Source organism: Nostoc sp. ATCC 53789, from assembly GCF_009873495.1.
GTDB lineage: Bacteria > Cyanobacteriota > Cyanobacteriia > Cyanobacteriales > Nostocaceae > Nostoc > Nostoc muscorum_A.
Genome location: NZ_CP046703.1, coordinates 6,865,175 through 6,881,479, shown reverse-complemented (window position 1 = coordinate 6,881,479; position 16,305 = coordinate 6,865,175). Strand labels below are relative to the sequence as shown.

At 42.6% G+C, this 16,305-nt stretch carries 12 protein-coding genes; 4 read left to right on the top strand and 8 right to left on the bottom strand.

All coding sequences use genetic code 11. The annotated features are described in order from the left end of the window. The first annotated feature begins 195 nt into the window (after positions 1-195). Positions 196-2,553 (top strand): filamentous hemagglutinin N-terminal domain-containing protein, encoded by a 2,358-nt coding sequence (locus tag GJB62_RS28460; protein ID WP_114080896.1) that lies wholly within the window; start codon positions 196-198, stop codon positions 2,551-2,553. A 105-nt stretch (positions 2,554-2,658) separates the two neighbouring features. Here GJB62_RS28460 and GJB62_RS28455 read toward each other — a convergent pair whose 3' ends face one another. Continuing rightward, positions 2,659-3,690: a hypothetical protein gene (locus tag GJB62_RS28455; protein ID WP_114080895.1), complete on the bottom strand. Its 1,032-nt coding sequence runs from the start codon at positions 3,688-3,690 to the stop codon at positions 2,659-2,661. A 161-nt stretch (positions 3,691-3,851) separates the two neighbouring features. On the opposite strand from GJB62_RS28455, the gene moaA reads away from it, so the two are divergent. Continuing rightward, complete coding sequence (moaA, locus tag GJB62_RS28450; protein WP_114080894.1) at positions 3,852-4,838, top strand: GTP 3',8-cyclase MoaA; 987 nt, start codon at positions 3,852-3,854, stop codon at positions 4,836-4,838. Between the two features lie 59 nt (positions 4,839-4,897). Here moaA and rpsD read toward each other — a convergent pair whose 3' ends face one another. Beyond that, positions 4,898-5,506 carry a 30S ribosomal protein S4 gene (gene rpsD, locus GJB62_RS28445; RefSeq protein WP_094349733.1) on the bottom strand — a complete coding sequence of 203 codons (609 nt, stop codon included), beginning with the start codon at positions 5,504-5,506 and terminating at the stop codon, positions 4,898-4,900. Positions 5,507-5,967: 461 nt separating this feature from the next. Here rpsD and GJB62_RS28440 point away from each other — a divergent pair, with 461 nt between their 5' ends. Further along, positions 5,968-6,615 (top strand): hypothetical protein, encoded by a 648-nt coding sequence (locus GJB62_RS28440; RefSeq protein ID WP_258551421.1) that lies wholly within the window; start codon positions 5,968-5,970, stop codon positions 6,613-6,615. Positions 6,616-6,670: 55 nt separating this feature from the next. On the opposite strand, the gene GJB62_RS28435 is transcribed toward GJB62_RS28440, so the two are convergent. The 5 genes from GJB62_RS28435 to GJB62_RS28415 all read right to left on the bottom strand — a co-directional run bounded on the left by GJB62_RS28435 (position 6,671) and on the right by GJB62_RS28415 (position 14,721). After that, positions 6,671-6,958, bottom strand: a complete 288-nt coding sequence (locus GJB62_RS28435) for a transposase (protein WP_245246204.1) — start codon at positions 6,956-6,958, stop codon at positions 6,671-6,673. Positions 6,959-7,171: 213 nt separating this feature from the next. Beyond that, complete coding sequence (hetR, locus tag GJB62_RS28430; protein WP_012408409.1) at positions 7,172-8,071, bottom strand: heterocyst differentiation master regulator HetR; 900 nt, start codon at positions 8,069-8,071, stop codon at positions 7,172-7,174. A gap of 2,212 nt (positions 8,072-10,283) precedes the next feature. After that, positions 10,284-12,623 carry an EamA family transporter gene (locus GJB62_RS28425; protein WP_114080891.1) on the bottom strand — a complete coding sequence of 780 codons (2,340 nt, stop codon included), beginning with the start codon at positions 12,621-12,623 and terminating at the stop codon, positions 10,284-10,286. A gap of 6 nt (positions 12,624-12,629) precedes the next feature. Beyond that, complete coding sequence (locus GJB62_RS28420; RefSeq protein ID WP_114080890.1) at positions 12,630-12,845, bottom strand: hypothetical protein; 216 nt, start codon at positions 12,843-12,845, stop codon at positions 12,630-12,632. 616 nt (positions 12,846-13,461) lie between these two features. Beyond that, positions 13,462-14,721, bottom strand: a complete 1,260-nt coding sequence (locus GJB62_RS28415) for an inorganic phosphate transporter (protein ID WP_114080889.1) — start codon at positions 14,719-14,721, stop codon at positions 13,462-13,464. Positions 14,722-14,751: 30 nt separating this feature from the next. Here GJB62_RS28415 and GJB62_RS37180 point away from each other — a divergent pair, with 30 nt between their 5' ends. Further along, positions 14,752-15,060, top strand: coding sequence for a hypothetical protein (locus GJB62_RS37180; protein ID WP_159402601.1), 309 nt, complete (start codon positions 14,752-14,754; stop codon positions 15,058-15,060). Between the two features lie 41 nt (positions 15,061-15,101). Here GJB62_RS37180 and GJB62_RS28405 read toward each other — a convergent pair whose 3' ends face one another. Next, positions 15,102-16,148, bottom strand: a complete 1,047-nt coding sequence (locus GJB62_RS28405) for a zinc-dependent dehydrogenase (protein WP_114080888.1) — start codon at positions 16,146-16,148, stop codon at positions 15,102-15,104. Between the last annotated feature and the right edge of the window lie 157 nt (positions 16,149-16,305).

The following is a 16,305-nucleotide window of genomic DNA, read 5'->3' as shown; positions in this document are numbered from 1 at the left end:
TAGAGGCATAACATTGTTGTGCCTTTAATTTTATTAGTTTTAATGAGGAGTCTTATCAGATTTATACAATAGAAAAACGTATATTAACGATTTAAATATTGTAGTCTATTGAGATAGATATAGTTTACTGAATAGAGGTACAGCGTTACTATTATTTAGCAATTGATAGTTTTTTAAAGGAGTTTATTATTCGTTATGAGTATTCTGTGTGGCTGGTTTCAAGGATTAGGAATTGTAATAGGTGGCGCAATAGCTTTCTCTGCCAATTGTGCTTTTGCCCAAATCACCCAGGATAGCACTCTACCTAACAATTCTCAAGTTACAACACAGGGCAATATCACAATTATTGAAGGTGGAACCCAACTAGAAAGTAACTTGTTCCACAGTTTTAAGGAGTTTTCTGTACTCAATGGGACTACGGCTGAGTTTAAAAATACTGAGGGTATTCAGAACATTATTAGTCGGGTAACGGGTAAGTCTATCTCTAATATTGATGGCATCCTTAAAGCTAACGGTACAGCTAACCTGTTTTTGATTAATCCCAACGGGATTATTTTTGGTACTCATGCTTCTTTAAACATCGGTGGTTCATTTATTGCAAGTACAGCGAGTAGTCTAAACTTTGCCGATGGTACAAAGTTTAGTGCTACAAATCCCCAAACCACACCCCTACTAACAGTAAGTGTTCCCATTGGCTTACAATTCGGAGCCACTGCGGCTCCCATTCGCAATCAATCCCAAGCTAGTCCAGGTGGCGCAGTCAATAGTTTGGGTGAACCTGTTGGGTTACAGGTGCAGCCAGGCAAAACCTTGGCACTTGTAGGAGGTGATGTTGTGTTAGAGGGCGGAAATTTAACAGCAGCATCGGGACGAGTTGAGCTAGGAAGTGTCGCTGGCAATAGCCTGGTCAATCTGAAGTCAACTGTTCAAGGTTGGATATTGGGATATGAAGGTGTCCAAAATTTTCAGAACATTCAACTAATCCAGCGAACTATTGACGGTTCTGGAATTCCATCTCAAGTAGATGTTACTGGCGTAGGTGGTGGCAATATTCAGTTGCAGGGCAAAAGTGTGGAACTAATTGGTCTTTTTGTGATCTTGAGAAATCGGAATAATGGCGTTGGGGATGGTGGAGAATTAACGATTAACACCAGGAAATTAATTGTTCGAGATGGCGCACAAGTATCTACTTCTACTAGAGGCAAGGGTGCAGGGGGAAATTTGACCATTAATGCCTCCGAGTCCGTAGAGTTGATTGGTAGCTTTACGACACCAGATAATTTTACTTTTCCTAGTATACTTTCTAGCATAACTACATCTGATGGAAAAGCGGGTGACCTTACAATCAACACTGGGAAATTGCTTATCCAAGGTGGGGCAGAGGTATCAACACAGTCTAGTGGAGCATATCGAACTCCAGTAGAATTTATACCAGCCATAGGTTCAGGAGGAAATTTGACTGTCAACGCCTCAGAGTCTATAGAACTAATTGGAACCACACCAGATGGCTTGCCCGGCGGCTTGTTCGCTGGGACTTTAGGCTCTGGAGAGGCTGGAAAAATTACAATCGTCACAGGACAATTGATTATTTCGGATGGGGCTGCAATAACTGTGAGCAGTGAACTTCCAAAGCTTCAACCGAATACAATCTACAAAGGAGATGTAAATAATTTAGGATCAGCAGGTGAACTCAATATAACTGCTCGCTCCATACTGTTGGACAACCAAGGAAAACTCACATCTAATAGTAAGTTAGGTCGAGGTGGGGATATTTCGCTACAGGTGCGAGATTTGTTACTAATGCGGCGCAATAGTCAAATATCTACTAATGCAGGGGGTGATAAAACTGGTGGTAATATCACCATCAAAGCACCTAATGGCTTCCTCGTCGCCACTCCCTTCGGAAATAACGATATAACTGCCAACGCTTTCTCTGGCTCAGGTGGTAAAATCACAATCACCGCTAAAAACATCTTTGGGTTTGTGCCACGCACCCGTGCAGACGTAGAAAGGCTTGATCCAACAGGCTCAATCAACCCGAATAACCTCCGAACAAGCGACATCACGGCATTTTCTCAGCAAAACCCTTCATTAAGTGGCACTGTGCAAATCAACTCACCAGATGCTGACCCCAGCAAAGGATTAGTGGAACTACCCGTCAATCTGGTTGATGCTTCTGAGCAAATTGCTGCTGGTTGTAATTCTGGTGCAAAAATAGGAAGGAGTTCCTTTATTGCTACTGGGCGTGGAGGACTAGTAGCCGATCCCACGCAGCCATTGATAGCTGATGATGCGGTGCTGGCAGATTGGATCACACTACAGCCAGAGAGTAAAAATAGTGCTGCTGGTATTCAGAAAAGAGCGGTTCTTCAGGCGCAGCAAAACATAGAAGAAAAATCACAGAAAGTTAATTCTGTCAATGAACCTACTCAAATTGTAGAAGCCCAAGGATGGGTAATGGATGCCGATGGTAATGTGGTTTTGGTTGCTCAAGTACCCACTGCGTCGCCCCATAACTCGTCACTCACGGCTACATCTTGCGCTACTCGTTAGACTTTGAGATAAGTTAAACAATCTCTGAATTAAAGTTAAATTTCTGTAACTTGGCAGTAATTACGATCGCAATTACTGCCCACAAGTTTGCCTATTGTCTATTCCCTAACTCGTCTCCTGAATTTGCAAACGAACAGTGTGTTCAGTCGCACCACTAAGTTGCAATTCCATAATTTCACCACCCAGAGGTTCCAAGCAAGTGAGGAGCGATCGCAAGTTGGGTGTACTTGCACCAGTATCTACATATAATCTATCTGCCAAATTGCCAATTCGTTTCCACGTCATATAGAGTTTAGCGATCGTTTGTTCAATCTGCGATGCTTGATTGACCAAATCAGCAGCTATGCTCAAACAGCCGACTCTTTGCGCTTCTTCTAAGGCTGTTTCAATATCAACATTTTCCTGCGTCAGCGCCTGGACTTGAGCCGCCCCTTTGAGATATTTGGCCAAGTTACGCGCTTCGCTAGTTACCTGTTTCAGGGTATCCACATCAGGATTGGCAGCAATTTCTTTCTGGATAAACTTTTGGTGCGATTCTGGCAGTTTTTCCATTTCCTTCACCAATGGGGCGATGTAGCGCGGTGGAAGGGTGTTATCTGCGGCTTTTTCCTTGACTGATTCAGGTAATAAATCTGAGGACATGGCTGTCCATTCATCGCTGAGTTGACGCACTTCGCGCCTGGTGATGCGATCGCCTTTTTGGGCGGCTTCACTCACCATCTGTTGCACTTCTGGCGATGCTTTGGAGGTTTCAACAAATGCCCGTTTACTGAAGTTATTCACAGAACCGGGGTCGAGTTTACCGTCTTCAATCAGAGTATCGGCACTATTGGCCAGTTGAATCCAGGCGTAAGCTTGACTTTTGCTGATTTCCCGCTCTTTTAGCCATCGCAGAAAGCCAGTACCGCGCCCATCACCACCCACTTTCTCTCTGTCGCGGATAGCCCGTAAAATTCGTCCCCGCCAGATTTCAGTTTGCAAATCAAAGCGATCGCATACCTGCCAAGCTATTTCTAGCTGCTGTTGAAAATCTGATTCTAGAATCTGTTCATCTTCTGGATCGGGCAGTTCAAAGCTGATATCTGCTGGCTGTAGTAAAGCAGCAGCAAGGTCGTTGATGGAGTCGGTGTCTTGCACGATTGATGATAACTAGTGGATGCGATCGGCTTATTATGCCATAATCTGCGGACTATCACTTAAGGGGGAGTACGGTATTTTGAATTACTACACATATAGTAGGAAGGGGTAAACCACCTCAGTAAGGTCTTTAATTGATCAGAGAGAATAAAAATAAAACGATGAACCAGGTAGACTACCTCCGCATTAGTTTAATCGATCGCTGTAATTTTCGTTGTCAATACTGTATGCCAGAGGGAGTAGAACTGGACTATATTCTCAAGCAACAGCTGTTAACTGATGAAGAGTTGCTCACCTTAATTAAAGAAGTATTTATTCCAGTAGGCTTTAATCGGTTTCGTTTGACAGGGGGTGAACCCTTATTGCGTCCGCGTGTGGTGGATTTGGTCAGTGCGATCGCAACTTTACCCCAAACTCAAGACCTCTCTATGACCACCAACGGGTTTTTGCTGGCTCCGATGGCACAAAACCTCTACAATGCTGGTCTGCGACGAATTAATATCAGTCTAGACTCTCTTCATCCTGACACTTTTGACCAAATTATCGGTAATCAGGGCCGTTCTCGTTGGCAACAAGTTTGGCAGGGAATTCAAGCTGCCCACCACGTCGGATTCGACCCACTGAAGCTGAATGTGGTAGTGATTCCTGGCGTTAATGACCACGAAATTCTAGATTTAGCTGCTCTGACAATTGATAAACAGTGGCACGTTCGATTTATTGAATTTATGCCTATTGGTAATGTGGATTTGTTTGGCGATCGCGGTTGGGTATCTTCAGCCGATTTACGGCAACAAATCCGCGATCGCTGGGGCTTGACAGAATCTCAAGTTCGTGGGGCTGGCCCTGCTGATGTTTTTCAAATTCCTGGTGCGAAGGGGACACTAGGATTTATTAGTCAGATGTCAGAATGTTTTTGCGATCGCTGTAATCGGATGCGCCTGAGTGCTGATGGCTGGCTGCGTCCCTGTTTATTGAATGAAACTGGTCAAATAGATTTAAAAACTGCTCTGCGTTCTGGCACTAGCACCGCTCAATTACAAGAGCAGGTGAGGCATTTACTTGGAATGAAGCCAGAAATTAACTTTAAAGGGCGCGATTCTGGGATTGTCGGTACATATACTCGCACTATGTCACAAATTGGCGGATAGTAATTGGTCATTTGTCCCTTGCAAATAACTAAGGACAAATGACTAAGAAAAAATGACTATTACGCTTGTCGTGAGTAGTATTCCACCACAAGTAGTTCATTAACTTGTAGTGCCACCCATTCGCGCTCAATAACACTGTTGACTTTACCAACCAACTTATTTTTGTCAAACTCCAAATGACTGGGGAGGTTTGCCAAACCGGGATATTGCAAGTTAGCTTCCACCAACTTCCGTGATTGTGCCCGATCCCTGACTGCAATTACTTCTCCAGGACGGCATTGGTAGCTGGCAATATTCACCACACGACCATTAACAGTTACGTGACCGTGATTCACCAATTGACGAGCGGCTGGGATAGTCGGGGCTATACCCAAGCGGAAAACGGTATTATCCAAGCGCATTTCTAACAATTGCAGCAGGACTTGTCCGGTAGAACCAGTAACACGTCTGGCTTTCCGCACATAGCGGAGCAATTGCTTTTCAGTCAAACCGTAGTTGAAGCGGAGCTTTTGCTTTTCTTCTAGACGGATGGCATACTCAGAGCGTTTTTTACGGTTCTGACCATGCATACCAGGCGGGTAAGCGCGTCTGGCGCTTTTACGAGTCAATCCTGGTAGGTCGCCTAAGCGACGGACAATTCTGAGGCGTGGCCCTCTATATCGGGACATGAGTTTCCTTAATCTAATCCTGTTTAAACTTTACCCAAACATTCTATGTTGACATACCACTGATTAAAAAAAATCAGGGGATTCTTGGTTTTTGAAGCTGCTTGCCTTGGTATGACGTATCCTACCAGAGTAGAGGCTTCAACTTTTGTGCCAGTTGCTTTAAGTCGGTACCGACGTACTAGCTTCCAAGCTTGAATTCCGACCTGTCACGCCGTACTTCTGCCAATAAGTTTTTTGTTTTTATTTAGTTTCGTAGGCTACTCAATCATCAGATTGGTGTACGCAGCATTCTTACTCTGAAATACTTTTTACGTTGCCTACTTATCTTTCAAACAGTTATATTAACACAATTTCCGGCATAATTAATTATGTCTAAACTTTGCTCACGCTGAAATTATTGAATTACAGAGGATTTTTAAAATATTTGAGTTAGCATAACTTTGGGTGTTTGGAGAATGGCAATGTCAATGAGCAATAAAGCGGTTAATAGAGGTAAGAACAAACAAGCCAGTTCCACCTCCAGAAGTTTAATAGTACCAGTTTTGGCTATAGCTGGATGGTTGACAACGATCTTACCCAACCCAGCGATCGCTGCTTCCTACAGCAATGATTATAGTAACTGTGCAGGTCGTCTCCTAAAAGTGGGCGTAACTGCAGAAGCGGCATCACAAGCTTGTGCAGCTGCACTGCGTCCAACTGATTTGGCTGCTTGCGTGGTTAAAATTGATAAGGAAACCCAAATTGCTGCGACAGATGCACTTTCTTCTTGTGGGAAGGCCCGGCGACCTGAAGAGTTAGCTACCTGTGTAGTCGGTGTCAGTTTAAGTACGAAGGAAGAAGCTAATCCGGCAGTTTTAAATTACTGTGGACGTAGTTTGTTACCCGTGCGCTTTGGGCAGTGTGTGGTTGGCTTGCGTAGTCAAATCGATGTTCCTCCTGCTCAAGTCTTGGATACTTGTATTAGTGCTGATGATAGTGTTATCGGTGCTTCATCTTCAACACCACCAACCATCATTCCTGCGGGATCAAGTATCGAGACCGTTCCATTTCCAACGCAACAGACTGTTCCAGCACAACCGACTGTTCCAACGCAACCAGGCACTAATTAAACTACAGTGCTTTGTAATTGCTGAGAATATAGGTTAATTATTGATACTCCCCCGTTTATAAAACGGGGGATTCTTGGGTCAAAAGGGAGCTACTGCTTAACCCCTCGCCAAGAATCTTGACCGTATGCCCTACGGCTGCAAGTCCACGTTGCATCACTACCATAGCGCCAGCAACGTCTCTATCAGTTTGGAATCCACACTCACCACAAAGATGAATTCTCTGATTTAAATCTTTTTTGCCCGTGTGGTGGTTGCAGTTGGGACAGGTTTGGCTAGTGCCGTTAGGATTAACCTTGGCAAAATATACCCTTGGAGTTAAAACTAGCTTGACTGAAGAAACAATATTTATATAATAAAATCCGTCATAATTGCTTTACGCTTGCAAATTATGCAAACTAAATACTTACAATACAAAAGTCACAAGCAGTTTTGTGACTTTTATACTATTAGTACAGTATGACAATGTAAATAGACCAATCATCCCCCTACTTTTAAGTAAGGGACAAAAGCGGTGAAAAGCTTAGAAAGTAAGCTTTTTGAGTTTTGCGTAGTGCTACTAGTCTTCTTTTTCACCAAAAACCGTCTGTAAGACGACTGCAATACCACCGTCTTGATGATATTTATCTGCCCAAGCACGGATAATTTCATCCAATTCTTCCATAGCTTGCTCCATTTTTTCAGGGAGAATATCAAGTTCTTCTAATAAGCGCATGGCATTTCGTCGCCGTTCTGCCCAATTTTTCATCATGCGGAAATACCGAGCGGTATCTTCTACCATGATGTAAGTGCGTTCTTGATCGTCTGCTGGGGCGTAAAAAGGACGAGTAAGTGCGTAGAAGGGCATTCCCCAAGGAGAATCTATACGTGTTACTGTGCCTGAGTAGAGTAGACGACGCTTGATATGCTCACCCAAAGCTTCACTCAAAGGCATTTGGTGTTCGGTTGGCAAGTCTTCTTGCGATCGCCTGTGCAAAAACTCAATCAAATCCAGAAACTCAAAAGAGCTAACTAACTGGGCATCTGGTAAGTTACTTGGCAGTTTTTGCTCAATTTGTCTTTTTTCTTCACTTGTCAGACTTGTACCAGGTACGCGCGATCGCCCCGGTTGCCAAGGATACTTTTCTAGCCAGACGTAAGGCAATTGAATCAAATAGCGAGGTTCTTGAGAACCCAACATTTTTAACAGTTTGCCTTCTGTTAGCGCCTGTCTGACTTCTTCTACAATAATTTTTACTCGTTTCGGCTCTAGGTGGTGCAGATGCCCTGTCATTCGCAGGTTTTGTCCCTGCTCTAGATAGGTCATGTAAATTGCACACTTTGCTGCTGTTGCGGCTGCGTCTAAAAATGCCCCATGCCTGTGCCCACTCGTCCGCATGGCACTAAAAGCCAGATAAAGCATGATCTGATCCATCGCACTGGGGTCAAGACGTTTGATCAGATCTATGTCGTTACTCATATTACAGACAATTGAATAGCACGTTTACAGAGTTTTTAATCGATTGAGAATAAGGTAGTATACACCTGGCTGAAGCCTATTTTTCACTTCAGACTATATTAGTATGCGATAACCATGAAATCGGCGGTAGTGCAAACTACCATTTTCGCATATTTTCTAGTACACAGGCAGATTAAGTCGTTGTTACCGTAACTGTCTCTGCATCTGACTGGAAAATTATAGATATCACTAAGTTCAGCTTGACGGCGGTTTACTTCCTAAAAGTTAACTGTGTTGCAAATAATCTACAAAGCTTTTAACTTCTCTGGGATTATTCTCATCTTTCAAGAGCAACAAGATCAAACTGCTTATACCTAATTATGGCACTATGCCGACTCGGAGTAAAAACTAGTTTGCGTGGTTCATCTGGGGTATTTGTTACTCGAAAAAGATGCTTTATATTCAGCTTTGGTGAATTATTTGTAGTACACAGGTGGTCGGAGATCGTTGGGAGTAATCTCAAAAGCAACCGCTTACCAGGTGTAGCAACATTCAGAGGTTGAGCCAAACGGCTCGTTAGGAACTATCATTTCGTTCACAACCTCCTGTGATGTCTCGGCAGTAGAAGCCGTTGGCTTGAGGGAAGATAGTAGACATCAAGTAGATCAATTAATTCCAATTTTAAAGTACCTATTGTTCTTTCAAATATCGCTTTTTATCATACCATTCTTTTCTGCTTTTGGAACAAAATTATGTGTTTTAAAGTTTATAAATTATGACTATTTAAATATTTTCTATTCTGAGTAAATCAAGATTTGATGATATTTCTCTTTTGACTTTTAAATTCAGGTCTTATTTATTTTATTGTGTTGATGATTTGACACAGAAAGCTGCGATTGATTCAGACTGAATCGCATAGCTATGAGGCTTTTTTGCTCGTGTTAATCAGCGAAAAATTAGTTAATAGGCATATATATAATAAAACATATTGGATTCAATTTGATGATTATTTAGAGATTGTTTTTCAATGGAATTATATTTTTTTCATGAAAGAATTTTAAAATTCCATGATTTAACTAATTCATCGGCTACTTGAAAGCATATTTTGACAGCGCTGTTTTATATACTTGCGAGACTGTAATTGCGTAGATAGCGTGTTACTAAAAAAAGACGAGAATCCGCAGGCAACTACAATATCAGCATCTTTCTCTAAGTATCTAGGCGATACCTACGGTGGGCTACGCCTACGCAGACTAAGTTGACGAGGACACAAAGGCATTAATAAAGATACCATCTCGTCAACCTCAAAAACATACAAACAAGGCATTTTGAATTTCGCCTTACTCGCAGGGCTTTTCGTAGGATAAAAGGACTGGCTGTTTTATGGGCGCGATCGCTCCATGTATTCATGTACCTTAAAAAACGGGTTACTCTCAACCCTTCTACTACTTTTTCATCTTCTAGTTCCAAAATATGCTGCAATGGTCTTCACTCCTTGCAAATTTCCTGTTTGAGCAAGTACTTGCGCTCAATTGCTTGAGTCAGTACTACTCGTACTGCTTATATATACGTGTTTTCCCTATCTGTATCAGGCTAAATTGCTAAAAATATATTACAAGTCAAGTTATTTTGATTACTCTTGGCTCAACGAGAGTGGTTCTCAATTGCATGGAATACATACCTAATCCCCGGATTCGTGGGTTGGGTTGAGTGTAAGCGTTATCCAACAAAGCCTTAATAATGTTGGGTTTCGTTCCTCAACCCAACCTTCCTGTCTGTCCCATTAAATTTGAGAGATAAGAGAACGAACCGCGATCGCGCAGGTCTCGCAGAGAAGGAAGAGGGAAAGAAGAGAAATTGAAGAATTTATCTACTCGTCAAAATTAATGACATGAACCACTACTGGTCTATCGCATTAGTTATGAGTGGTAAATACGTTTGTAGTGAGGACTTTAGTCCTCAAATATTCAAGCACTAAAGTGCTTACTACAAACCTATCAAAACTTTTGCGATAGACCACTACGCCAGTTTTAGTTTTTAGCCTTAACCCAAGCGTATTGTATTAAGTATTATCTGCACCTATCCGGCAGTCCTAAATTATCCGTAAAAACTCAAGATCCCCGAATTCTTTTTAGAATTCGGGGATCTTGGGCGGATTAGGGTCAGGATTGATGGTGAAAGTGATAGAAGGTAAACTAGCACCCATTACACCCAAACTGATTAAACTCGCCATTTAATTCGTGTTACTGGAGGGTTTAGACTGATTTCGCATCGTTTCTAGGCTGAAAGCAGCAGCGCCAAAGGTTACTAACAACACTCCCAGAATTTGCACAATCTCTAAATTTTCTTGAATGATTAACCCAGCAAAAATCACGGTTAAAACTGGGATGCTACCACCGATAATTGCCGATCGCGAAGCACCTAATTTACTGATACCAACATTGTTCAGCAAATAGCCAGCAAGAGTCAGCACACCCAAGATAAATGCGCTTAAAACCAGTTCTAGCATTTTAGATGAGTCAAAAACTATCAAGTTCCAATTGCTTGGTAAAGGTAACATCAAGCAGATAAAACTCAACAACAACATGGTAACGAAGTTAATTAAGGTAAAAGTGACGGGATGCAGTTTGCTAGCACATACCCGTGTCAGAATTATGTAGGCAGCAAAAGCTACGCCCGAAAGAAGGGCGGTGCTGCCTCCTAGTGAAGGATTACCCATACTGGTGTTGGGAGAACCTCCTAAAACTAACAATTCACCGCAGCAAATGGCAGCGATCGCACCGAAGCGGAATGTGGTAGGCCGATCGCGGAACAGAAACCACGACAATAGCCCACTAACCATCGGATAGATAAAGAACAGTGCGATCGCCATTCCAGTTGTGACTTGAGCGATCGCAATGTAGATTAGCACCTGAGACAAGAACAAAAAGCACCCACTCACAACCGACAATAGCAAAATCCGCTTGGTAGCTGTATTAGCTGCTGTGGGATTTCCTCGCACTGAAGCGGCCAAGTTTTCTAAATCTTGCCATAGTGTTGGATGCAACATAGGTGATAGCAATACCATCAGTGGGACTACCACCATAAACCGGAGCGTCAAAATCAACAGAGTATTGCCCAAAGTCGGCGGTAGCAAGCGTTCTACATCTACTACTCCAAAAATTTGGGAACCTTCGTGGAAAATCACCTTGATGGCTATGTTGTAAAGCGACGATATCACTGCCGATGAGACAATCAACAAGAAACCGACTTGCAACTGCGAAAAGCCGGAAGAATTAGGCGATCGCGATTCTGAGGGTTTTGCTGGTGGTTGCGGCTCTAGCGCAGTCGAAGGTGGAGATTTGGGTTTGCTCTGCGACACTCTGCGGATCACAGAATTTGGTTCAGTAGCGTTTCTTCTTCGTAAAGGTTGAGGTTGTATTGCTTCTGGCTTTGGCACAGATACAATAGGAGGCTCTGGTGTTGTTTCGCTTTCTGACAAATCCTTATTGAGGACAGAAATGGGTTCAGAAGCGTTTTCCTGCGATGGCGGAACTACAGGAGTAGTAGGCTCTGATGTCGTTTCTCTTGCCGACAAGTCTTTGATAGGGACAGCAATCGGGTTCGCGGTGTTTTCTCTAACAACGGGAGATTCTGATGTTGTTTCTCTTTCCGACAAGTCATTGCTAGGGACAGAAATCGGGTTCGCAGCACTTTCTCTAACAATGGGAGGCTCTGATGTTATTTCTCTTTCCAACAAGTCTTTGATGGAGACAGAAATTGTATTCGCGGTGTTTTCTCTAACAACGGGAGGCTCTAATGTGGTTTCTCTTTCTTCTAAAAATTGATCCGGGATCGCGGAAATTGGCTCAGAGGAATTTTTTACTACTTCGCTAAAGGTTGGTGGGGATGTCTCAGAAGGATTGTTTTTTTCTGGCTCAGTAAACTGTATAACAGTAGGCGTACCTGCTGCTGGTTTGCGTGAAGTTTCTTCTATAGTTTTTTCTAGTTCTCCATGCAGGCGGTTAACAAACTCCGCCAAAATCGTTTCCCCTTGCTGTTGCTGGCTATACATCCGTGACAACTGTTGGGAAAGATTACTTTGATAGTTTTTTAGCTCCTGTTGCAGCGAGTTAAAAGTAACAGTAACGGTGTCATCCAGGCTGTCAAACATGTGTTCGACTTTTTCATTGATTTCACCTACTACATTGCTGCTCACTTCAGCGGACTTCAGCGCAGCTTGTTCGTAAGACTTACCCTCTATGCTTTGGTTAGCTAAATTTGTCAGAGAGGATTGCAGTTGTGAAGATATATGTTTTGCCAGAACTTCTGCCAGTTGACGAATTAAGACTTGCTGTTCGGTGATTTGGCGCACTTGTTGTAAATGCTCTTTTTCCTCTACCAAGCCTTGAATCTCATCGGATAACCGATTTTTTTCTGACTGAAGTCGCTTTACATCTTCCTGCAACGCTCTGAGGACATTCTGCTGAAGATTTTCTAAGTCTTCAACTACAGCCCAAAGAGCATTTTCTGCTGCTCTAGATAGCTCGCCTCTGACTCTTGGGTTTTCTGGTTGCTTCTCGAATCGCCCCATTAGCTTCTAACCTCTAACACCTTGACGATAAAGCTGCTTCCGGTACGCTTTATTGGCGCTCATCCTAATTTCCTGTATTTTGTCAGATAAATTAAAAATTTTAACAGCACTTCCGCATTTCAACGTAATTCTGTCATACTGAACACAACTTGGCAAAGCACCAAATGTACCTTGCTGCTTAATAATCAGTATTTTTTCAGCATTGATTAAGTATTTAGCCATTCGATTTTGGACTCCGGTTTTCCTCAGTCGAACGATTTTAGATTGTCGTATGGCTGTAACTAGCTTGAAATGATACCTTTTTTATTTTTGATCCGTTTCATGTACATCAATATAATATTTGCTAATGAGATTTTTACTTTTAAATAAATCTCACTCCAAATAAATATTTATCAAAACAGAATTCAGGAGTCAGAATGGGCTAAACGCCCCGCTACCGCTAACAGAATTAATTCTGTACGACTGGCGGATAGCGCAGCGTAAAGCCTTCTCTTTCAGAGACTCTAACGCGAATTCTGAATTCTGTATTCTTCTTCAGTGTTTTGCTACCAATAGTAATTGTCAAAGACTTGTAGATGCGTGTGCTTCGGCGGAAAGTTATCTGCCTTGCGAAACTATTTGTAAATTTCTGTGGAATGTAACTTGTGTGACAGTTTATATCTCTAAATGGAGATTAAAGTATCTTTCTGTGGAAATTCAAAGTTACGCTATCCCCTGCACAACATTCTAATGAATGAGCAGCAATTCTGCAAAAACATGCTTTTTTGGCATTGTTGCAGTCTAGGTTCTGCATTGAGTAGATTTAGTAGATGAAAAGTTAGGAAAAGATTAATAATTCTTAGCGGAATAAAATTCGGGCGATGCTAAAAATGGCAGCGCTAAGTAAAGCACTCACAGGGATTGTAATTAGCCATGCAGCAGCAATACCTTTTAGTGTCTGGAACTTAATCGACTTAATATTTTGCACTAGTCCAATACCAACGACACCGCCGACGAGAGCGTGGGATGTGGAGACTGGTAAACCTAAGCGAGAGGCGATGAGGATGGTGGTAGCAGTAGCAAGTTCGGCACAAAATCCACTACTAGGTTGCAAGACAATAATGTTTTCGCCAATAGTGGCAATGACTTTTTTACCCCAAACAGCTAAACCACCAACAATACCAGCACCGCCAAGGATTAAAATCCAAAGGGGAATGGTAAGACCATCTGTAGGTACGCTACCAGTGCGATTGATGTAGACGATCGCAGCTAAAGGAGCGATCGCATTTCCCACATCATTAGAACCGTGAGCAAAGGCGACAAAGCAAGCACTTAGTAGTTGGAATCGGGCGAATAATCTTTCTACAGGATTTGGAAGTATTTCTCCCTTGTCTCTCTTATCTCCCAATTGTCGCCAACTAATGATTGTGAGTCCAACAGCTGCTACTGCACCCGTTAAAAGCGGGATGTCATGAGAAGGGATTGTAAAACCAACTTGCTCAATTACAAAATTGGTTAGCGGTTGAGTCAGCGATGGTAATACAATTACGCCGAATACACCTAGCAGCGCAGTACTCAACCAGGGAATCCATTCTTGTAACTGGACTACTTGATTGGGTTGGTCTAAAATCCAGTGCTTGATTTGACTATAAAATAAAGCAGCGATCGCACCACTAATTAACGGCGTTAAAACCCAGCCAATGCTAATTAAGCCAATTGATGCCCAATCAATTGCACCTACTCCTAAAGCTACCCAACTAAATCCTGCGATCGCACCAACAACCGCATGAGAAGATGAAACTGGTAAACCGCGTGATGTGGCAATTTGCAACCACACACCACAGGAAATTAGTACCGTTACCATCCCAGTAACTAATATTTGGGGTGTAGCTGCGAATAAGGCGGGATTAGCAATTTTCGTTGCGAGAGTTTCCGTTACCTCATGTCCAAACAACACAGCACCCGTAAACTCTAATACCCCAGCGATAATTATCGCTTGTTTGAGGGTGACAGCTTTGGAACCTACAGAGGTTCCCATCGCGTTAGCGACATCGTTTGCTCCGAGATTCCAGGCGACGTAGAAAGCTAGTAGAGCGACGAAAAGTAGGGTAATAAGCATGTTGTTAGGGACAAGAGGAAAGTGAGAGAAATGAGGATGAAACTTGAGTTTTTAAGGGTGAACTTTGAACCTTTGAGCTTCATCGTTGAACCTTTGAGCTTCATCGTTGAACCTTTGAGCTTCGCCGTTGAACCTTTTAGCTTCGTCGTTGAACCTTTTAGCTCCATCGTTGAACCTTTTAGCTTCGTCGTTGAACCTTTGAGCTTCGTCGTTGAACCTTTTAGCTCCATCGTTGAACCTTTTAGCTCCATCGTTGAACCTTTTAGCTCCATCGTTGAACCTTTTAGCTCCATCGTTGAACCTTTTAGCTTCGTAGCTGAATCTCAGACAGAACTTTAAACTCCTAGTTTTAACACTCTCCTATCTCCCTAATCTTCCTTTTACGGATAAATTAAGATTTTATAAGTATCCGGCGTAGGTGCGATCGCTTGCTCAACAGCTGCTGATAAATCTTTTAATGGATAGCGATCGCTAATCAAAGCTTTTACATCAATTCGCTGATTAAACACAATATCGGCTGATAAACTCTGAAGCCGATAAGATGAGCTATAACTGCCGATCAAGTCAATTTCTCGACGGTAGAGGATATTTGGGTTGATAGGAATTTCCACCTCATCAGGAAATTCAGCGAAAAATAAGATTTTACCGCCTTTGCGGGTACTATCAAGTGCTTGAAAGAAGGCTTTTTCACTGGGAACAGCCAGCAAAGTAACATCAACACCTAGTCCACCAGTTAAGGCAGAGATTTTGGCAGGTAAATCGGGATCGCGTGCATCAAAAGCCGCCTCTGCACCGACACTCAAAGCTTTATCAATTCTAGAGGGTAGTAAATCAGTAGCGATCGCTTTTGCTCCGAAATACTTCACCAACATAATGAACATTAACCCAATTGGCCCAGCACCAGTAACTAACACAGTTTGTCCTGGAGCAATTTGAGCTTTTCTCACTGCCTTCAAGCAGCAGTTAGTTGGTTCTACAAAACTTGCTTCTTCAAAACTAATATTATCCGGGATGGAAATTAACCCACCATTTTCCACAATATGTCCAGGAACCTTGACATAATCGGCAAAACCGCCACCACTGGCGTTAAAGCCTGCGGTTGTGGAGATGTTTTTGTAAACATCGCACATAGAGAAATTATCATTTAGGCAGTAGGCGCAACGCATACAAGGGATGTGGTGCATCACCGCTACACGTTGTCCAACTTGCCAACCTTTGACATTATTGCCTATTGCTGCGATCGTGCCGGCAGTTTCATGTCCAAAAATACGCGGCGGTTCATATAGTGGATAACGAATTTTCTTAATATCTGACTGACACAATCCCACAACCCGCACCTGTACCAGCACTTCATCTGGTTCCACAGTTGGGACTGGGATATCTTCGTAAGACAGTTGATTAACGCCTCTAAATACCTGTGCTTTCACGCTGTTTTTTCCCCACTCAACGATACTAGATGTAACATTAGTGGTGAACTTTAAGCTATCAGATTTGAGATTTCTGTGTTTTAGCTCGATAGAATTTTACGGGCGCATATCAGTATTTCTTTGCTGAGTAAATCAAATAGCTTTCTAAGAGATAAGG